This window comes from Winogradskyella sp., assembly GCF_003712105.1.
In the GTDB taxonomy this organism is placed as follows: domain Bacteria; phylum Bacteroidota; class Bacteroidia; order Flavobacteriales; family Flavobacteriaceae; genus Winogradskyella.
Genome location: NZ_RHLG01000006.1, coordinates 92,834 through 109,440, shown reverse-complemented (window position 1 = coordinate 109,440; position 16,607 = coordinate 92,834). Strand labels below are relative to the sequence as shown.

30 protein-coding genes are annotated in these 16,607 nt (G+C 35.4%); all 30 read right to left on the bottom strand.

Features of this window, described 5'->3' with window-relative positions:
- Window positions 1–49 precede the first annotated feature (49 nt).
- Window positions 50–523, bottom strand: a complete 474-nt coding sequence (gene rplQ, locus ED556_RS13360) for a 50S ribosomal protein L17 (RefSeq protein WP_296324887.1) — start codon at window positions 521–523, stop codon at window positions 50–52.
- Window positions 524–636: 113 nt separating this feature from the next.
- Window positions 637–1,629, bottom strand: coding sequence for a DNA-directed RNA polymerase subunit alpha (locus tag ED556_RS13355; protein ID WP_296324884.1), 993 nt, complete (start codon window positions 1,627–1,629; stop codon window positions 637–639).
- Between the two features lie 94 nt (window positions 1,630–1,723).
- On the bottom strand, window positions 1,724–2,329 hold the full coding sequence (gene rpsD, locus ED556_RS13350; protein WP_296324880.1) for a 30S ribosomal protein S4: 606 nt from the start codon (window positions 2,327–2,329) through the stop codon (window positions 1,724–1,726).
- A gap of 167 nt (window positions 2,330–2,496) precedes the next feature.
- A complete protein-coding gene (gene rpsK / locus ED556_RS13345) occupies window positions 2,497–2,880 on the bottom strand; it encodes a 30S ribosomal protein S11 (RefSeq protein ID WP_296324879.1) in 384 nt (127 codons plus the stop codon).
- Window positions 2,881–2,980: 100 nt separating this feature from the next.
- The gene (gene rpsM / locus ED556_RS13340) at window positions 2,981–3,355 is read right to left on the bottom strand and encodes a 30S ribosomal protein S13 (RefSeq protein WP_296324877.1); all 375 of its coding nucleotides are present in this window, start codon (window positions 3,353–3,355) and stop codon (window positions 2,981–2,983) included.
- 115 nt (window positions 3,356–3,470) lie between these two features.
- Window positions 3,471–3,587, bottom strand: coding sequence for a type B 50S ribosomal protein L36 (ykgO, locus tag ED556_RS13335; RefSeq protein ID WP_008269159.1), 117 nt, complete (start codon window positions 3,585–3,587; stop codon window positions 3,471–3,473).
- A 22-nt stretch (window positions 3,588–3,609) separates the two neighbouring features.
- A complete protein-coding gene (infA, locus tag ED556_RS13330) occupies window positions 3,610–3,825 on the bottom strand; it encodes a translation initiation factor IF-1 (RefSeq protein ID WP_007094967.1) in 216 nt (71 codons plus the stop codon).
- A 10-nt stretch (window positions 3,826–3,835) separates the two neighbouring features.
- The gene (gene secY / locus ED556_RS13325) at window positions 3,836–5,182 is read right to left on the bottom strand and encodes a preprotein translocase subunit SecY (RefSeq protein WP_296324873.1); all 1,347 of its coding nucleotides are present in this window, start codon (window positions 5,180–5,182) and stop codon (window positions 3,836–3,838) included.
- A gap of 11 nt (window positions 5,183–5,193) precedes the next feature.
- Entirely contained in the window at window positions 5,194–5,646 is a 453-nt protein-coding gene (rplO, locus tag ED556_RS13320; protein WP_296324871.1) for a 50S ribosomal protein L15, read from the bottom strand.
- Between the two features lie 16 nt (window positions 5,647–5,662).
- Complete coding sequence (gene rpmD, locus ED556_RS13315) at window positions 5,663–5,842, bottom strand: 50S ribosomal protein L30 (protein WP_114300031.1); 180 nt, start codon at window positions 5,840–5,842, stop codon at window positions 5,663–5,665.
- 13 nt (window positions 5,843–5,855) lie between these two features.
- Window positions 5,856–6,380: a 30S ribosomal protein S5 gene (gene rpsE, locus ED556_RS13310; protein WP_296324867.1), complete on the bottom strand. Its 525-nt coding sequence runs from the start codon at window positions 6,378–6,380 to the stop codon at window positions 5,856–5,858.
- 6 nt (window positions 6,381–6,386) lie between these two features.
- Entirely contained in the window at window positions 6,387–6,743 is a 357-nt protein-coding gene (gene rplR / locus ED556_RS13305; RefSeq protein WP_296324864.1) for a 50S ribosomal protein L18, read from the bottom strand.
- Window positions 6,744–6,755: 12 nt separating this feature from the next.
- Window positions 6,756–7,298 (bottom strand): 50S ribosomal protein L6, encoded by a 543-nt coding sequence (rplF, locus tag ED556_RS13300; protein WP_296324862.1) that lies wholly within the window; start codon window positions 7,296–7,298, stop codon window positions 6,756–6,758.
- A 13-nt stretch (window positions 7,299–7,311) separates the two neighbouring features.
- A complete protein-coding gene (gene rpsH / locus ED556_RS13295) occupies window positions 7,312–7,710 on the bottom strand; it encodes a 30S ribosomal protein S8 (protein ID WP_296324860.1) in 399 nt (132 codons plus the stop codon).
- Between the two features lie 73 nt (window positions 7,711–7,783).
- On the bottom strand, window positions 7,784–8,053 hold the full coding sequence (gene rpsN / locus ED556_RS13290) for a 30S ribosomal protein S14 (protein ID WP_188375182.1): 270 nt from the start codon (window positions 8,051–8,053) through the stop codon (window positions 7,784–7,786).
- 2 nt (window positions 8,054–8,055) lie between these two features.
- Window positions 8,056–8,607: a 50S ribosomal protein L5 gene (gene rplE / locus ED556_RS13285; protein WP_296324852.1), complete on the bottom strand. Its 552-nt coding sequence runs from the start codon at window positions 8,605–8,607 to the stop codon at window positions 8,056–8,058.
- A 2-nt stretch (window positions 8,608–8,609) separates the two neighbouring features.
- The gene (rplX, locus tag ED556_RS13280) at window positions 8,610–8,921 is read right to left on the bottom strand and encodes a 50S ribosomal protein L24 (protein WP_296324850.1); all 312 of its coding nucleotides are present in this window, start codon (window positions 8,919–8,921) and stop codon (window positions 8,610–8,612) included.
- Between the two features lie 12 nt (window positions 8,922–8,933).
- Complete coding sequence (gene rplN, locus ED556_RS13275) at window positions 8,934–9,302, bottom strand: 50S ribosomal protein L14 (protein WP_296324848.1); 369 nt, start codon at window positions 9,300–9,302, stop codon at window positions 8,934–8,936.
- Between the two features lie 2 nt (window positions 9,303–9,304).
- Complete coding sequence (rpsQ, locus tag ED556_RS13270; protein ID WP_073085362.1) at window positions 9,305–9,562, bottom strand: 30S ribosomal protein S17; 258 nt, start codon at window positions 9,560–9,562, stop codon at window positions 9,305–9,307.
- A 17-nt stretch (window positions 9,563–9,579) separates the two neighbouring features.
- Window positions 9,580–9,771, bottom strand: a complete 192-nt coding sequence (gene rpmC, locus ED556_RS13265) for a 50S ribosomal protein L29 (protein ID WP_296324840.1) — start codon at window positions 9,769–9,771, stop codon at window positions 9,580–9,582.
- A gap of 11 nt (window positions 9,772–9,782) precedes the next feature.
- Entirely contained in the window at window positions 9,783–10,202 is a 420-nt protein-coding gene (rplP, locus tag ED556_RS13260; protein ID WP_296324837.1) for a 50S ribosomal protein L16, read from the bottom strand.
- Between the two features lie 22 nt (window positions 10,203–10,224).
- Window positions 10,225–10,941: a 30S ribosomal protein S3 gene (gene rpsC / locus ED556_RS13255; protein WP_296324834.1), complete on the bottom strand. Its 717-nt coding sequence runs from the start codon at window positions 10,939–10,941 to the stop codon at window positions 10,225–10,227.
- A 9-nt stretch (window positions 10,942–10,950) separates the two neighbouring features.
- Window positions 10,951–11,358, bottom strand: a complete 408-nt coding sequence (rplV, locus tag ED556_RS13250; RefSeq protein WP_296324831.1) for a 50S ribosomal protein L22 — start codon at window positions 11,356–11,358, stop codon at window positions 10,951–10,953.
- Window positions 11,359–11,363: 5 nt separating this feature from the next.
- The gene (gene rpsS / locus ED556_RS13245; RefSeq protein ID WP_111685493.1) at window positions 11,364–11,642 is read right to left on the bottom strand and encodes a 30S ribosomal protein S19; all 279 of its coding nucleotides are present in this window, start codon (window positions 11,640–11,642) and stop codon (window positions 11,364–11,366) included.
- A gap of 10 nt (window positions 11,643–11,652) precedes the next feature.
- Window positions 11,653–12,480, bottom strand: a complete 828-nt coding sequence (rplB, locus tag ED556_RS13240; protein WP_296324822.1) for a 50S ribosomal protein L2 — start codon at window positions 12,478–12,480, stop codon at window positions 11,653–11,655.
- A gap of 10 nt (window positions 12,481–12,490) precedes the next feature.
- On the bottom strand, window positions 12,491–12,781 hold the full coding sequence (gene rplW, locus ED556_RS13235; RefSeq protein WP_294073523.1) for a 50S ribosomal protein L23: 291 nt from the start codon (window positions 12,779–12,781) through the stop codon (window positions 12,491–12,493).
- 7 nt (window positions 12,782–12,788) lie between these two features.
- A complete protein-coding gene (gene rplD, locus ED556_RS13230) occupies window positions 12,789–13,418 on the bottom strand; it encodes a 50S ribosomal protein L4 (protein WP_296324816.1) in 630 nt (209 codons plus the stop codon).
- Window positions 13,418–14,035 carry a 50S ribosomal protein L3 gene (gene rplC, locus ED556_RS13225; RefSeq protein ID WP_296324813.1) on the bottom strand — a complete coding sequence of 206 codons (618 nt, stop codon included), beginning with the start codon at window positions 14,033–14,035 and terminating at the stop codon, window positions 13,418–13,420. Before rplC ends, rplD begins: the two co-directional genes overlap by 1 nt.
- 124 nt (window positions 14,036–14,159) lie before the next feature.
- Window positions 14,160–14,465, bottom strand: coding sequence for a 30S ribosomal protein S10 (rpsJ, locus tag ED556_RS13220; RefSeq protein WP_007650482.1), 306 nt, complete (start codon window positions 14,463–14,465; stop codon window positions 14,160–14,162).
- A gap of 12 nt (window positions 14,466–14,477) precedes the next feature.
- A complete protein-coding gene (fusA, locus tag ED556_RS13215) occupies window positions 14,478–16,604 on the bottom strand; it encodes an elongation factor G (RefSeq protein WP_296324810.1) in 2,127 nt (708 codons plus the stop codon).
- Window positions 16,605–16,607: the final 3 nt, after the last annotated feature.

The window sequence follows — 16,607 nt, the reverse complement described above, 5'->3', positions numbered from 1 at the left end:
TTCTATTTAATAGCAATTCAAAACCTATTTGCCTTTTTAAAATCATAATTTATTCTTCTTCGTTAGTAGCTTTAGTTTCTACTGGTGCAGCCGTTGTAGCTTTCTTTCCACCTCTTCTACTTCTACGAGTTGTTTTCTTAGCAGGTTTACCAGCATTGTATAGCTCGTTGTAATCTACTAACTCAATCATTGCCATATCAGCGTTATCTCCAAGACGATTACCTAATTTGATAATTCTTGTATAACCACCTGGTCTGTCTCCTACTTTTGCCGCAACATCTCTAAATAATTCTGCAACTGCTTCTTTTTGTCTTAACTTAGAAAATACAACACGTCGATTGTGAGTGGTATCTTCTTTAGACTTTGTAATCATAGGCTCAACAAACTGCTTTAAAGCTTTTGCTTTAGCTACAGTAGTATTAATACGCTTGTGCTCAATTAAAGAACATGCCATATTTGCTAACATCGCTTTTCTGTGCGCTGACTTACGACCTAAGTGATTGAATTTTTTTCCGTGTCTCATGACTTTTGTTTTATCATCTTGCTACCAAACCACATGTTTTAGTGGGAGCAAAATATGATTATTAATTTTACGTATTTGAATGAGATTCCTGCCTGAGCAAGAATAAGCATCATTTAATCTTTATCTAATTTATATTTGCTTAAATCCATTCCGAAATTAAGACCTTTAACATTCACAAGCTCTTCAAGCTCAGTTAAAGATTTCTTACCAAAGTTTCTGAATTTCATTAAATCGTTCTTGTTGAAAGATACTAAGTCACCTAAAGTATCTACTTCAGCCGCTTTTAAACAGTTAAGAGCACGAACAGATAAGTCCATATCAACTAACTTAGTTTTAAGTAACTGTCTCATGTGAAGTGATTCTTCATCATAAGTTTCAGTTTGAGCAATTTCATCAGCTTCTAATGTAATACGCTCATCAGAGAATAACATGAAGTGGTGAATTAATATTTTAGCTGCTTCAGTTAATGCATCTTTTGGATGAATTGAACCGTCAGTAATAATTTCGAAAACTAACTTTTCGTAATCCGTCTTTTGCTCAACACGGAAGTTTTCGATACTATACTTTACGTTTTTTATTGGTGTATAAATTGAATCTGTAAAGATAGTTCCCATTGGTGCTGAAGATTTTTTGTTTTCTTCTGCAGGAACGTAACCTCTACCTTTTTCAATTGTAATTTCCATGTTAATGTTAACCTTTGGATCTAAGTTACAGATTACTAAATCTGTATTTAATACTTGGAATCCAGAGATAAACTTTTGGAAATCACCAGCTGTAATTTGCTCTTGACCAGAAATAGATATTGTAACAGTTTCGTTATCTACTTCATCTATTTGACGCTTAAAGTTAACTTGCTTTAAGTTCAAAACCATCTCAGTAACATCTTCTACTACACCAGAAATTGTAGAAAACTCATGATCTACACCTTCTATTCTTACTGAAGTGATTGCAAAACCTTCTAAAGACGATAATAAAACACGTCTTAATGCATTACCAACTGTTAATCCGTAACCTGGCTCTAATGGTCTGAATTCGAATTTTCCTTCGAACTCATTAGAGTCTATCATGATTACTTTATCAGGCTTCTGAAAATTTAATATTGCCATTTTTTTCTTCGTTTTAATTGTTATTTAGTTGCGCGGTTAAAAGTTTGAAGAAGACTTATAAACCCTTTGGCTAAATACCAATAAGATTAATTTATTATTTAGAATAAAGTTCAACGATAAATTGCTCGTTGATTTGCTCTGGAATTTGGATACGTGCAGGAACAGAAACATAAGTACCTTCTTTTGTATCGTTGTTCCAAGTAATCCATTCGTAAACATTGCTAGAATTAGCTAATGAATTTTGAATAGCTTCCAAAGACTTTGATTTTTCTCTTACACCAACAACATCTCCAGCTTTTAATTGGTAAGAAGGAATATTTACCTTTTCACCGTTTACTGTAATGTGTCTATGAGATACTAACTGACGTGCACCACTACGTGTTGGAGCAATACCCATTCTGAAAACCACATTGTCTAAACGAGATTCACATAACTGTAATAATACTTCACCAGTAATACCTTGAGCTGCAGTTGCTCTTTTGAACATGTTTCTGAATTGACGCTCTAAGATTCCATAAGTGTACTTAGCTTTTTGCTTTTCAGCTAACTGAATTGCGTATTCAGATTTCTTTCCACGACGACGGTTGTTACCGTGCTGTCCTGGAGGATAGTTACGTTTTTCGAAGGCTTTATCTTCTCCGAAAATAGCTTGCCCGAATTTACGAGCGATTTTAGTTTTAGGACCAGTATATCTTGCCATTTTTAATTTGTTTTGAGAGTAATAATAGAATTAAGGTCTTAAGCTTATCCTTCTATATCGTTTGTCTCTCGTTGATACTTGTTTTAATTTTTCAGTTTGCAAAAATACATAAAAAGTTAATATCAAACATATTAGATTCGATATTAACTTTTAAATATTTCAATAAATTAAACGCGACGTCTTTTTGGAGGACGACAACCGTTATGTGGTAAAGGTGTAACATCAATGATTTCTGTTACTTCAATACCTGAATTGTGTAGAGATCTTATTGCAGACTCTCTTCCGTTTCCAGGACCTTTTACATATACCTTTACTTTCTTTAACCCAGCTTCTTTTGCAACACCCGCAGCATCTTCAGCAGCTAATTGAGCAGCGTAAGGCGTATTCTTTTTAGAACCTCTAAAGCCCATTTTACCTGCAGATGACCAAGAAATTACGTCACCTTTTTTGTTAGTTAAAGAAATAATGATATTGTTAAATGATGCAGATACGTGAGCTTCTCCAACTGCATCTACAATTACTTTACGTTTTTTTGTACTTGACTTTGCCATGTTTTTTAGTTTCTAGTGTTAGCTTTTAGTTTTGAGAATCCTAAACTTTTACATTTCGAACAGATTCATCTAACCTAATTACTAATGACTACTGTCGTTATTATTTAGTTACTTTCTTTTTGTTAGCAACTGTTTTACGTCTTCCTTTTCTTGTACGAGAGTTGTTTTTAGTACGTTGACCTCTTAATGGAAGTCCAGCTCTATGACGAATACCTCTGTAACAACCTATATCCATTAATCGCTTAATGTTTAATTGTGTTTCAGAACGTAATTCACCTTCGATCTTGTACGATCCTACAGCCTCACGAATAGCTCCGATTTGGTCATCTGTCCAATCTTGTACTTTTATGCCTTCTTCAACTTTAGCGGTTTCTAAAATTTCCTTAGCACGACTTCTACCTATTCCATAGATATAAGTTAAAGAGACTACGCCTCTTTTTTGTTTTGGTATGTCTACACCTGCAATTCTTGCCATATTTGTTTTAGTTTTTATCTCGAGTTTAATCGAGAATTTTTTTAGTTGTTAGAATCCTAAACCTTTCGATTTCGAACAGATTCATTTCAGTCTAATAACTAATACTTTTAGTGTTTTATCCTTGTCTTTGTTTAAATCTTGGATTCTTTTTGTTTATAACATAAAGTCTCCCTTTTCTACGTACCAATTTACAATCGGCACTTCTTTTTTTAACTGATGCTCTTACTTTCATCTGTTTTGGTTTTTAAATACTATTAGTATCTATATGTTATACGAGCCTTAGTTAAATCGTAAGGACTCATTTCTAATTTTACTTTATCTCCTGGTAACAACTTAATGTAGTGCATACGCATTTTGCCAGAAATATGTGCAGTCACAATATGACCGTTTTCTAATTCTACACGAAACATAGCATTAGATAATGCTTCTATAATTGTTCCGTCTTGCTCTATTGCTGCTTGTTTTGCCATTGTATAAATATTATGCTACTGCTTTTCTATTTTTACCTGATTTCATCAAACCGTCATAGTGCTTATTCAACAAGTAAGAGTTTACTTGTTGCATAGTGTCTATTGCAACTCCAACCATAATTAATAGTGATGTACCTCCAAAGAATAATGCCCATCCTTGTTGAACGCCCATTAACTTAACCACAAATGCTGGGAACACAGCGATTAATGCTAAGAAAATAGAACCTGGTAAGGTAATCTGAGACATAATCTTATCTAAATATTCTGAAGTTTCAGTACCCGGACGAATACCAGGAATAAAACCACCACTACGTTTTAAATCATCAGCCATTTTATTCGTTGGAACGGTAATCGCTGTATAGAAATATGTAAATACAATAATTAATAATGCAAATACTAAGTTGTACCAAAATCCGAAGATATCAGAAAAGTTAGCTTGCATCCATTGACCTGCATCCGTATCTTTTAACCATGATGAACCACCAATTAATCCTGGTACAAACATAATAGCTTGTGCAAAAATGATTGGCATTACACCTGAAGCATTAAGCTTAAGTGGTAAAAATTGACGAGATCCAAATACATTTTTCTCGTAACCACCAGAAGCAGTTCTGCGTGCATATTGCACTTGTATTTTACGAACAGCCATTACTAATAATACTGATGCTAAAATGATTAAGAACCAAATAACAAGCTCAATTAATATTAACATAAAACCTCCGTTACCTTCAGTTCTTGACGCCGCATTAAGTAAAAATGATTGTGGCAATGTCGCAATGATACCTACCATAATTAATAATGAAATACCATTACCAATACCTTTGTCAGTAATTTTCTCACCTAACCACATTGCAAAAATACATCCTGTAACTAGGATAACTATTGAAGAGAAATAGAAGATACCACCTGTACCTAATAAGAATGCACTAGAAGGTATTCCTAAACTCGGTAAACTTACAAGGTATCCAGGAGCCTGTACCAAACAAATTGCGATGGTTAACCAACGTGTTATCTGGTTAATTTTCTTACGACCACTTTCACCTTCTTTTTGAAGCTTCTGTAAATAAGGAATTGCAATACCCATTAACTGAACTACAATAGAGGCAGAAATGTAAGGCATAATACCTAATGCAAAAACCGATGCATTTGCAAAAGCACCACCAGTAAAGGCATTTAATAATCCTAAAATACCACCATCTGTTGTTTCTTGTAATCCACCTAATTGTGTCGCATCAATACCTGGTAAAACTACTTGTGCACCAAAACGATATACTAATAGTAACCCTAAGGTTAATATTATTCTATCCTTTAGTTCTGTAATTTTCCAGACGTTTTTTAATGTTTCTATTAATTTCATTCTCTATAATCTTATAAAGTTACAGCTTCACCACCAGCAGCTTCTATAGCAGCTTTTGCTGACGCAGTAAATTTATGAGCCTTAACTGTTAATTTTGCTTTTAATTCTCCACGTCCTAAAATTTTAACTAGCTCATTTTTTCCAGCTAATCTTAATTCTACTAGTGTTTCAAAATCAACAGTACCTTTAATTTTCTTAGCGTCTACTAACTCTTGTAAAGTATCTAAGTTTACACCTTGATACTCCACACGGTTAATGTTAGTAAAGCCAAACTTCGGAACACGACGTTGTAATGGCATTTGACCACCTTCGAATCCTAATTTCTTAGAATAACCAGAACGTGACTTAGCACCTTTGTGACCTCTTGTTGCAGTTCCACCTTTACCAGAACCTTGACCACGACCAACGCGCTTTCCTTGTCTTTTTACTGAACCTTCTGCAGGTTTTAAATTACTTAAATCCATTTTTAAGTTATATTTTTTAAGCTTCTTCTACAGAAACTAAATGTTCAACTTTTTTAACCATACCAAGGATGTTTGGTGTGGCATCGTGCTCTACTACTTGACCGATTTTTTTAAGACCTAAAGCTTCTAAAGTTAGCTTTTGTCTTTTAGTACGGTTAATAGCACTTTTTACTTTTGTTACTTTAATCTTTGCCATCTTATCCTAATGATTATCCGTTAAATACTTTTTCAAGTGATATACCTCTTTCTCTAGCGATAGTGTTAGCATCTCTTAATTGTAATAATGCATCAAAAGTTGCTTTTACTACATTATGAGGATTTGACGATCCTTGAGACTTAGAAAGTACATCATGTACTCCAACTGCTTCGAGTACTGTACGTACAGCACCACCAGCAATAACCCCTGTACCAGGCGCGGCAGGTATAATATTTACTCTTGCACCGCCGTACTTACCTTTTTGTTCGTGAGGTAATGTACCTTTGATAATAGGAATTCTTACTAAGTTTTTCTTTGCGTCTTCTACAGCTTTTGCAATTGCAGTTGCTACATCTTTAGACTTACCTAAACCATGCCCAACAACTCCTGCTTCATCACCTACAACAACTATAGCAGAAAAACCGAATGCTCTACCACCTTTAGTTACTTTTGTAACACGTTGTACGCCTACCAAACGGTCTTTTAATTCTAAACCTCCTGGTTTTACTAGCTCTGCGTTTTTATATTTTTGATACATAATGTCTTAAAATTTAAGTCCTGCTTCTCTAGCACCTTCTGCTAATGATTTTACTCTTCCGTGATATAAATATCCACCTCTATCAAAAGAGATAGTTTCAACACCAGCTTTTAATGCTTTTTCAGCAATTGCTTTACCAACTAAAGCAGCAACTTCGGTTTTATTACCTTTTGTACCACTTATATCTTTATCTCTTGAAGATGCAGCAGCAATAGTTTTACCTGTTACGTCATCTACGATTTGAGCATAAATTTCTTTATTACTTCTAAAAACAGATAATCTTGGTCTAGCTTCAGTACCAGATACAATCTTACGGATTCTGTTTTTTATACGTTGTCTTCTTTCGTTCTTTGTTAATGCCATAATCTTATACTATTAAGCTGACTTACCTGCTTTTCTTCTAATTTCTTCACCAACAAACTTAACTCCTTTTCCTTTGTAAGGCTCTGGCTTACGGAAGCCACGGATTTTTGCTGCTACTTGACCAACAAGTTGCTTGTCGTGTGACGTTAACTTTACAATTGGATTCTTACCTTTTTCAGAAATTGTTTCAATTTTAATTTCTGGAGCAATATCCATTACTATATTGTGTGAAAATCCTAAGGCCAAATCTAATTTTTGTCCTTGGTTAGATGCTCTATAACCTACACCTACCAATTCTAATTCTTTTGTAAAACCTTTAGACACACCCTCAATCATGTTATTGATTAAGGCTCTATACAAACCATGCTTTGATTTGTGATCTTTCTTTTCTGAATGACGCACTAATGTAATTGTAGCGTCTTCAATGTTGATATCAACACCTGAATAATCTTGAGTTAACTCACCTAATTTACCTTTTACAGTGATTACATTGTTGTTAACATCAATTGTTACACCTTCAGGAATTGAAATTGGACTATTACCTATTCTTGACATATCTTCCTGCTTTTTAGTATACGTAACATAATACTTCGCCACCAACATTTTCTCTTTGTGCTTGTTTACCTGTCATTACTCCATGAGAGGTAGAAACAATTGCAATACCTAAACCATTTAAGATTCTTGGCATTTCGTTGGCACCTGCGTACTTACGTAAACCTGGTGTACTAATTCTTTGAATTTTTTTAATGACAGACTCTTTAGTGTCTTTGTTGTACTTAAGTGCAATTTTAATTGTACCCTGTACAGAAGAGTCGTCGAATTTGTAACTTAAAATATATCCTTGGTCGAATAATATTTTAGTTATCTCTTTCTTTAAGTTAGATGCAGGAATCTCAACCACTCGGTGGTTAGCTTTAACTGCATTTCTAACTCGCGTAAGATAATCCGCTATTGGATCTGTATACATAGTTATTAATTTGCGGTAACGGTTTTCAGACACAATTGTCCAAACCTGAGACCAATTTATAATTCTTTAATTTTTACCAGCTTGCTTTTTTAACACCTGGAATTAAACCTTTGTTAGCCATTTCTCTAAACATAACACGAGAAATTCCAAACTGTCTCATGTAACCTTTTGGTCTACCTGTTAGTTTGCATCGGTTGTGTTTACGAATCGGTGAAGCGTTTTTTGGTAACTTTTGTAGTGCTTCGTAATCGCCAGCTTCTTTTAAAGCTTTGCGTTTCTCAGCATATTTAGCAACCATTTTTGCGCGCTTAACCTCACGGGCTTTCATTGATTCTTTTGCCATAATTAGTTCTTTTTAAAAGGTAAACCTAGTTCTGATAATAATGATTTTGCTTCTTTATCAGTTTCAGCTGTTGTAACAAATGTGATATCCATTCCAGAGATTTTATTGATTTTATCAATATCTATTTCTGGAAAGATGATTTGCTCAGTAACACCTAAGTTATAGTTTCCACGGCCATCAAAACCATTAGCTTTGATTCCGCTAAAATCTCTTACTCGTGGTAAAGCTGAAGTGATTAACCTGTCTAAAAACTCGTACATACGCTCACCTCTTAATGTTACTTTAGCGCCAATTGGCATTCCTTTACGTAACTTAAATGTTGCAACGTCTTTTTTAGACATTGTAGGTACAGCTTTTTGACCAGATATTTTTGTTAATTCTTCAACAGCATGGTCTACTAACTTTTTGTCAGCAACAGCAGCACCAACACCTCTAGATATTACAATCTTAGAAAGCGCAGGAACTTGCATTACATTTTTGTATCCGAATTCTTCTGTAAGAGCAGCAACAACTCTGTCCTTATACTCTTGTTTTAATCTTGAAACGTAAGCCATAACTAAATTACTTCATTCGATTTTTTAGAAAATCTCACTTTATTATCTCCATCCATTCTATATCCTACTCGTGTAGTTTCTCCTTTACCAGTTAATAATGATAAATTAGAAATATGAATAGATGCTTCTTTCTCTACAATTCCACCTTGAGGGTTTTGAGCTGATGGTTTCGTGTGTTTCTTAACCATGTTAATTCCCTCAACGATAGCTCTGTCCTTATCTTTTAATACTTTAAGTACTTTACCTTCAGATCCTTTGTTGTCTCCAGCAATTACTTTTACAGTATCTCCAGTTTTTATTTTAAGCTTTGTCATTTTACTACTATCTTAAAGCACCTCTGGTGCTAATGATACAATTTTCATGAATTGTTTATCACGAAGCTCTCTTGCAACAGGTCCAAAAACACGTGTTCCTCTCATTTCTCCTTGAGGATTTAAAAGTACACATGCATTATCATCGAATCTGATGTACGACCCATCTGGGCGTCTTACTTCTTTAGCTGTACGCACAACTACTGCTGTAGATACTGCTCCTTTTTTGATGTTTCCGTTAGGTGTTGCAGACTTTACAGAAACTACAATTTTATCACCTACAGAAGCGTAACGACGCTTTGTTCCACCAAGAACACGGATAGTTAATACTTCTTTTGCTCCGGTATTGTCAGCTACTTTTAATCTTGATTCTTGTTGTACCATAATTACTTAGCTCTTTCTATTATTTCTACCAATCTCCAACATTTAGATTTACTTAAAGGTCTTGTTTCCATGATCTTTACAGTATCTCCAATATTGCAGTCGTTTGTTTCATCGTGCGCAACATATTTCTTTGTTTTTAACACGAACTTTCCATACATAGGGTGTTTTACTTTTTTAACCTCAGATACAACAATTGATTTTTGCATCTTGTTACTTGTAACAACTCCTATACGTTCTTTTCTTAAATTTCTTTTTTCCATCTTTCAGCAGAATACAATTATTGATCGTCTCTTTTAGTTAACTCTGTTGCTAAACGTGCAACTGTACGTCTTACATTACGTAACTGGATAGGATTCTCTAAAGGAGAGATTGCATGAGCCATTTTTAGGTCTGCATAACTCTTTTTAGTTTCACCAAGTTTTTCTTGTAACTCAGCTGTAGATAGCTGTTTAATTTCTGATTGCTTCATAATACTTTTTATTAAGCTTCGTAATCTCTAGCTATGATAAACTTAGTTTTAACAGGAAGTTTTTGGGCTGCTAAACGAAGTGCTTCTTGAGCAACTTCTAATGGCACACCACTTACTTCAAATAATACGCGACCTGGCTTTACTACTGCTGCCCAATATTCTACACCACCTTTACCTTTACCCATACGTACTTCAAGAGGCTTTTTTGTAATAGGTTTGTCTGGAAATATTTTAATCCATAATGAACCTTCTCTTTTCATGTAACGTGTAGCGGCGATACGCGCTGCTTCTATTTGACGTGCAGTTATAAAAGTTGCACCTAGAGCTTTAATACCAAAAGTACCATTTGATAACAAATGACCTCTTCCAGTATTACCCTTCATGCGTCCTTTTTGCTGCTTACGAAATTTTGTTCTTTTAGGCTGTAACATTTTCTTTGTTTACTTTAAAAAATTACTTTCTACGACGTTGGTTACCTTTCTTGTTACCACGTCCACCTTTTCCTTTTTGCTTAGAAAGACCAACTAATGGAGAAAGTTCTCTTTTTCCATAAACTTCACCTTTCATAATCCATACCTTAACACCTAATCTACCGTAAGTAGTATGTGCTTCAACTAAAGCATAGTCTATATCAGCTCTGAATGTCGATAAAGGAATACGTCCTTCTTTGTAGTGCTCAGAACGTGCCATTTCAGCACCATTAAGACGACCACTAATTTGGATTTTGATTCCTTCAGCATTCATGCGCATTGCTGCAGCTATAGCCATTTTTATTGCACGTCTGTACGAAATTCTACTTTCGATTTGACGAGCAACACTTGCTGCAACTAAATATGCATCTAGTTCAGGTCTTTTAATTTCAAAGATGTTCAACTGAACTTCTTTTCCGGTAATTTTCTTAAGCTCTTCTTTTAGCTTGTCTACCTCTTGACCACCTTTACCGATAATGATACCAGGTCTAGCAGTAGTGATAGTAACGGTTACAAGTTTAAGCGTACGCTCAATAATCACTCTTGACACACTTGCTTTAGATAAACGAGCGTGAACATATTTTCTAATCTTATCGTCTTCGGCAAGTTTATCTCCATAATCATTGCCACCGTACCAGTTAGATTCCCATCCTCTGATAATACCTAAACGATTTCCGATTGGATTTGTCTTTTGTCCCATATCTCTATCTTAGCTTTGTGTTTGGTTTAATGCATCTACCACTATTGTTACGTGGTTAGATCTTTTTCTAATTCTATGTGCTCTTCCTTGAGGTGCAGGGCGTAAACGCTTTAACATTGTACCACCATCTACTCTTATTTCTTTTACGAATAAGTTAGCTTCCTCAATATCTGCATCTTCATTTTTAGCTTGCCAGTTTGCGATAGCTGACAATAATAATTTCTCAAGACGACGTGACGCCTCTTTTGGACTAAATCTAAGAATCTGAAGAGCTTTGTCTGCCTTTTCACCTCTTACTAAATCTGCAACTAATCGCATTTTGCGTGGAGATGTAGGACAGTTGTTTAGCTTAGCAAAAGCAACCTGCTTCTTCTCAGCTTTAATAGCATCTGCCATTTGTTTTTTACGACTTCCCATGATTCTTATTTTTTACCTTTATTCTTAGCACCAGCGTGACCACGGAATGATCTTGTTGGTGAAAATTCTCCTAACTTATGACCTACCATATTCTCAGTAATATATACTGGAACAAATTGACGACCATTATGTACAGCAATTGTTTGACCAACAAAATCTGGAGAAATCATAGATGCTCTAGACCATGTTTTGATTACTGTCTTTTTGTTTGAAGCTACATTTTCTGCAACTTTCTTTTCTAACTTATAATGGATGTAAGGTCCTTTTTTTAATGAACGTGCCATACTATCTTAATTATTTCTTTCTACGTTCTACAATGTACTTATTACTCGCTTTTGTCTTAGAACGTGTTCTATAACCTTTAGCAGGTATACCGTTTCTAGACCTTGGGTGTCCACCAGATGATTTACCTTCACCACCACCCATTGGATGATCTACAGGGTTCATTACAACTGGTCTTGTACGAGGACGTCTTCCTAACCATCTACTTCTACCAGCTTTACCTGATACGATTAACTGATGATCTGAGTTAGAGATAACACCAATAGTAGCCATACAGTTTGCAAGAATCATTCTTGTTTCACCAGATGGTAACTTAACTGTTGCAAACTTACCATCTCTTGCCATTAATTGAGCGAAAGCTCCAGCACTACGTGCCATAACAGCACCTTGACCTGGACGTAACTCAATACAAGAGATAATAGTACCTAATGGTATTTGACTTAATGGCATAGCGTTTCCTATTTCAGGAGCTACACCTGTTTCACCAGAAACAACTTTTTGTCCTACTTGTAATCCGTTTTGAGCAACGATGTATCGCTTCTCTCCATCTTGATAATTAAGTAGTGCAATAAATGCTGTTCTGTTTGGATCGTACTCTATTGTTTTAACTTCAGCTGGAATACCAGTTTTGTTTCGTTTAAAATCAATAATACGATACTTCTTCTTATGACCACCACCAATATGGCGCATAGTCATTTTTCCTTGACTGTTTCTACCACCAGACCTCTTTTTCGGAGCTATTAAGCTTTTTTCCGGCTTATCAGTAGTAATGGCGTCAAATCCATTAACTACTCTAAAACGCTGGGCTGATGTAATTGGCTTTAATTTTCTTACTGACATTTTAGTCTAATTACATGTTAGCATATAAATCTATTGTCTCACCTTCCGCCAGTTGTACAATTGCTTTTTTAACAGCATTTGTTTTACCATGTTGAATACCCGTTTTTGTATAACGTGTTCTTCTATCTGGACGGACATTTATAGTACGAACTTTTTCAACAGAAACACCATAAGCAGCTTCTACTGCTTTTTTGATTTCTACCTTGTTCGCCTTTGTACTCACTTCAAACGCATAAGCGTTAAGCACCTCGCTTTGCATGGTTGCTTTTTCAGTGATTATCGGTTTTATTAAGATACTCATCGTTGTTCTATTTACTTAAATTCGATTCAATTCCTTCTAAAGCACCTTCCAAAAGAACAACTTTATTAGCGTTCATAATTTTATAAGTGCTTAATTCTGAGCTTGTTACAACTTCAGAACTTTTCAAATTGCGCGACGACAAATATACATTATTATTCGAGTCACCCAATACAAACAGAGATTTTTTGTTTTCAATCTCTAATGCCTTTAAGACATCTACAAAATTCTTAGTCTTTGCTGTATCGAAATTGAAATCTTCTAATACCACAATTGACTTGTCATTTGCTTTGATGCTTAATGCAGATTTACGAGCTAAACGCTTAACGTTTTTGTTTAACTTAAACCCGTAATTTCTAGGTCTTGGACCAAACATACGTCCACCACCTTTAAATACACCAGATTTGATAGAACCTGCACGAGCTGTACCTGTTCCTTTTTGTTTTTTAATCTTACGTGTACTTCCTGCAATTTCTCCACGCTCTTTAGATTTGTGCGTTCCTTGTCTTTGGTTAGCCAAGTATTGCTTTACATCTAAGTATACAGCATGATTGTTTGGTTCTATAGCAAACACGTCTTTAGAAAGCTCAGCTTTTCTTCCCGTGTCTTTTCCGTTAATATCTAAAACTGCTACTTTCATTACTTCTCAATAATTACGTAAGAGTTTTTGTGACCAGGAACACAACCTTTAACAACTAAAAGATTTTTTTCTGGTACAACTTTGTATACTCTTAAATTTTGAACTTTAATTTTTTCGCCACCCATTCTTCCGGCCATCTTCATTCCTTTGAATACTCTCGCAGGATAAGAAGCTGCACCAATAGAACCTGGAGCTCTTAAACGGTTATGTTGACCATGCGTTGCTTGACCTACACCACCAAAACCGTGACGTTTTACAACACCTTGGAAACCTTTACCTTTTGATGTTCCTGAAACATCAACAAATTCTCCTTCGATAAAGTGATCTACAGTAATTGCATCACCTAATTTGTACTCCGAATCAAAACCTTTGAATTCAACGACTTTGCGTTTTACAGAAGTACCCGCTTTTTTAGCATGACCTAAGTCTGCTTTCGTAGCGCTTTTTTCTGTCGCGTCATCGAAACCAAGTTGTAAGGCACTGTAGCCATCAACTTCTTCGGTTCTGACTTGGGTAACGATACATGGACCTGCTTCGATTACTGTACATGGAATGTTCTTTCCATTTTCATCGAAAATGCTGGTCATACCGATTTTTTTTCCTATTAACCCAGACATATCTATTATTTAATTAATTATTTACTTTTTTTATTTAAAACTCAAGGCTGAAATACGCTTCAGCCTTGAATTGTATTTTTACCGTTTTTCCTTCGCTCGCAGCTCCGGACATGTTTTGTTCAAATTACACTTTGATCTCTACTTCAACTCCACTTGGTAACTCAAGCTTCATTAATGCATCAATTGTCTTAGAAGACGACGAGTAAATGTCTAATAATCTCTTGTAAGAGCTTAATTGAAATTGTTCTCTTGACTTCTTGTTTACGTGTGGTGAACGTAATACAGTGAAAATTTTCTTGTGCGTTGGTAAAGGAATTGGTCCAGTAACAACAGCACCTGTACTTTTTACTGTTTTTACAATCTTATCAGCAGACTTATCTACTAAGTTGTGATCGTATGATTTTAATTTTATTCTAATTTTTTGACTCATTTTCTTAAAATTTTAAGCTTCAACTCCTTTAGCAGCTTTAATCACTTCTTCAGATATATTTGAAGGTGTCTCAGCATAGTGAGAGAATTCCATTGTTGATGTTGCTCTACCTGATGATAATGTACGTAATGATGTTACGTAACCAAACATTTCAGATAGTGGTACATTTGCTCTTACTACTTTAGAACCTGCTCTATCGCTCATGTCATTTACTTGACCACGACGACGGTTAAGGTCACCTACAATATCTCCCATGTTTTCTTCAGGAGTTAACACTTCTAATTTCATTATTGGCTCCATGATTACAGCTTTTGCAGCTTTTGCAGCAGCTTTAAATCCTAACTTAGCAGCCAACTCAAATGATAATTGATCAGAATCCACATCGTGATAAGAACCATCAGTTAAAGTTACTTTCATAGCATCTACTTCGTAACCTGCTAATGGACCATTTATCATTGCTTGTTTGAATCCTTTTTCTACAGATGGAATAAATTCTTTAGGAACGTTACCACCTTTAATCTCAGAAACAAATTCTAATCCTTGCTTTCCTTCTTCAGCTGGCTCAATTGTAAATACAATATCAGCGAATTTACCACGTCCACCAGATTGTTTTTTGTAAACTTCTCTGTGCTCTGCACGTTGTGTAATTGCTTCTTTGTACTCTACTTGAGGTTGTCCTTGGTTTACTTCAACCTTGAACTCACGCTTAAGACGGTCTACAATAATATCTAAGTGAAGCTCACCCATTCCAGAAATAATAGTCTGTCCTGAAGCTTCATCTGTTCTTACAGTAAATGTTGGATCTTCTTCAGCAAGTTTTGCTAATGACATACCTAACTTATCTACATCTGCCTTAGTTTTTGGCTCAACTGCGATACCAATTACTGGATCTGGGAAGTCCATAGATTCTAAAACTATTGGATGCTTCTCATCAGATAAAGTATCACCCGTTTTAATATCCTTGAATCCTACAGCAGCACCAATATCTCCAGCTTCGATGTATTCGATAGCGTTTTGCTTGTTAGAGTGCATTTGGTAGATACGAGAAATACGTTCTTTTTTACCTGAACGATTATTCAATACATATGAACCTGCATCTAAACGACCAGAGTATGCTCTAAAGAATGCTAAACGACCTACGAAAGGATCAGTAGCAATTTTAAATGCTAAAGCAGAAAATGGTTCTTTAGCGTCTGGCTTACGAGAAACCTCTTGTTCAGTATCAGGGTTAGTTCCAACGATAGCATCTTTATCAGTTGGAGAAGGTAAATAACGACATACAGCATCTAATAAGAATTGTACACCTTTATTTTTAAATGCAGAACCTGCTACCATTGGTATGATAGACATGTCCATAACAGCAGCTCTTAAAGCAGCATGCACTTCGTCTTCTGTAATTGAATCCTCATCTTCCATGAATTTCTCAAGAAGATTTTCATCATAACCAGCTACTTCCTCGATAAGGTTAGCTCTTAATTCTGCAGCTTCAGCTTTTAACTCTTCAGGAATTTCGATAACATCGAAAGTTGCTCCTTGAGTTTCATCATGCCATACAATAGCACGGTTTTTTACTAAATCTACAATACCTTTAAAGTCTGCCTCTTCACCAATTGGTAATACAATCGGCACAGCGTTAGACCCTAACATATCTTTTACTTGCTGACATACTGCTAAGAAGTTAGATCCTTGACGGTCCATCTTATTAACAAATCCCATACGAGGAACTTTGTAGTTATCAGCTAATCTCCAGTTAGTTTCAGATTGTGGCTCAACACCATCAACCGCACTAAATAAGAATACTAAACCGTCTAATACACGTAAAGAACGGTTTACCTCTACTGTAAAGTCAACGTGACCTGGAGTATCTATAATATTAAAGTGGTATCCTTTAGCATCTGCAGTTGGCTTACCGTTTTCCGTTGGGAATTGCCATGTACATGTTGTAGCAGCAGAAGTAATTGTAATACCTCTTTCTTGCTCCTGCTCCATCCAGTCCATAGTAGCGGCACCATCATGTACTTCACCAATTTTGTGAGATACACCAGTGTAATAAAGAATACGCTCTGTAGTAGTGGTTTTACCAGCATCAATATGTGCTGCAATACCTATATTTCTTGTATATTTTAAATCTCTTGCCATTAT

Bases quoted from the DNA above. Each gene is read 5' to 3' on its own strand.
- fusA (WP_296324810.1), bottom strand. From the start codon at position 16,604: ATGGCAAGAGATTTAAAATATACAAGAAATATAGGTATTGCAGCACAT.
- rpsH (WP_296324860.1), bottom strand. From the start codon at position 7,710: ATGTATACAGATCCAATAGCGGATTATCTTACGCGAGTTAGAAATGCA.
- rpsQ (WP_073085362.1), bottom strand. From the start codon at position 9,562: ATGGAAAAAAGAAATTTAAGAAAAGAACGTATAGGAGTTGTTACAAGT.
- rplD (WP_296324816.1), bottom strand. From the start codon at position 13,418: ATGAAAGTAGCAGTTTTAGATATTAACGGAAAAGACACGGGAAGAAAA.
- rpsN (WP_188375182.1), bottom strand. From the start codon at position 8,053: ATGGCAAAAGAATCAATGAAAGCCCGTGAGGTTAAGCGCGCAAAAATG.
- infA (WP_007094967.1), bottom strand. From the start codon at position 3,825: ATGGCAAAACAAGCAGCAATAGAGCAAGACGGAACAATTATAGAAGCA.
- ED556_RS13355 (WP_296324884.1), bottom strand. From the start codon at position 1,629: ATGGCAATATTAAATTTTCAGAAGCCTGATAAAGTAATCATGATAGAC.
- rpsC (WP_296324834.1), bottom strand. From the start codon at position 10,941: ATGGGACAAAAGACAAATCCAATCGGAAATCGTTTAGGTATTATCAGA.
- rplE (WP_296324852.1), bottom strand. From the start codon at position 8,607: ATGGCTTACGTTTCAAGATTAAAACAAGAGTATAAGGACAGAGTTGTT.
- rpsJ (WP_007650482.1), bottom strand. From the start codon at position 14,465: ATGAGTCAAAAAATTAGAATAAAATTAAAATCATACGATCACAACTTA.
- rplN (WP_296324848.1), bottom strand. From the start codon at position 9,302: ATGGTACAACAAGAATCAAGATTAAAAGTAGCTGACAATACCGGAGCA.
- rpsD (WP_296324880.1), bottom strand. From the start codon at position 2,329: ATGGCAAGATATACTGGTCCTAAAACTAAAATCGCTCGTAAATTCGGG.
- rplP (WP_296324837.1), bottom strand. From the start codon at position 10,202: ATGTTACAGCCTAAAAGAACAAAATTTCGTAAGCAGCAAAAAGGACGC.
- rpsM (WP_296324877.1), bottom strand. From the start codon at position 3,355: ATGGCAAGAATTGCAGGTGTAGACATACCAAAACAAAAAAGAGGCGTA.
- rplW (WP_294073523.1), bottom strand. From the start codon at position 12,781: ATGAGTATCTTAATAAAACCGATAATCACTGAAAAAGCAACCATGCAA.
- rplR (WP_296324864.1), bottom strand. From the start codon at position 6,743: ATGGCATTAACAAAGAACGAAAGAAGACAACGTATAAAAAACAGAATC.
- rpsS (WP_111685493.1), bottom strand. From the start codon at position 11,642: ATGGCACGTTCATTAAAAAAAGGACCTTACATCCATTATAAGTTAGAA.
- rplF (WP_296324862.1), bottom strand. From the start codon at position 7,298: ATGTCAAGAATAGGTAATAGTCCAATTTCAATTCCTGAAGGTGTAACA.
- secY (WP_296324873.1), bottom strand. From the start codon at position 5,182: ATGAAATTAATAGAAACATTAAAAAACGTCTGGAAAATTACAGAACTA.
- rplV (WP_296324831.1), bottom strand. From the start codon at position 11,358: ATGGGAAGTCGTAAAAAACAAATGGCAGATGCTATTAAAGCTGAGAAG.
- rpmD (WP_114300031.1), bottom strand. From the start codon at position 5,842: ATGGCAAAGATTAAAGTAACAAAAGTAAAAAGTGCTATTAACCGTACT.
- ykgO (WP_008269159.1), bottom strand. From the start codon at position 3,587: ATGAAAGTAAGAGCATCAGTTAAAAAAAGAAGTGCCGATTGTAAATTG.
- rplX (WP_296324850.1), bottom strand. From the start codon at position 8,921: ATGACAAAGCTTAAAATAAAAACTGGAGATACTGTAAAAGTAATTGCT.
- rpmC (WP_296324840.1), bottom strand. From the start codon at position 9,771: ATGAAGCAATCAGAAATTAAACAGCTATCTACAGCTGAGTTACAAGAA.
- rplB (WP_296324822.1), bottom strand. From the start codon at position 12,480: ATGTCAGTAAGAAAATTAAAGCCAATTACATCAGCCCAGCGTTTTAGA.
- rplC (WP_296324813.1), bottom strand. From the start codon at position 14,035: ATGTCTGGGTTAATAGGAAAAAAAATCGGTATGACCAGCATTTTCGAT.
- rplO (WP_296324871.1), bottom strand. From the start codon at position 5,646: ATGGATTTAAGTAATTTAAAACCTGCAGAAGGTTCAGTAAAAAGACAA.
- rplQ (WP_296324887.1), bottom strand. From the start codon at position 523: ATGAGACACGGAAAAAAATTCAATCACTTAGGTCGTAAGTCAGCGCAC.
- rpsE (WP_296324867.1), bottom strand. From the start codon at position 6,380: ATGTATCAAAAATATAAAAACGCAGAGCTAGTAAAACCAGGAGGTTTA.
- rpsK (WP_296324879.1), bottom strand. From the start codon at position 2,880: ATGGCAAAGTCAAGTACAAAAAAACGTAAAGTAATTGTAGATGCAGTT.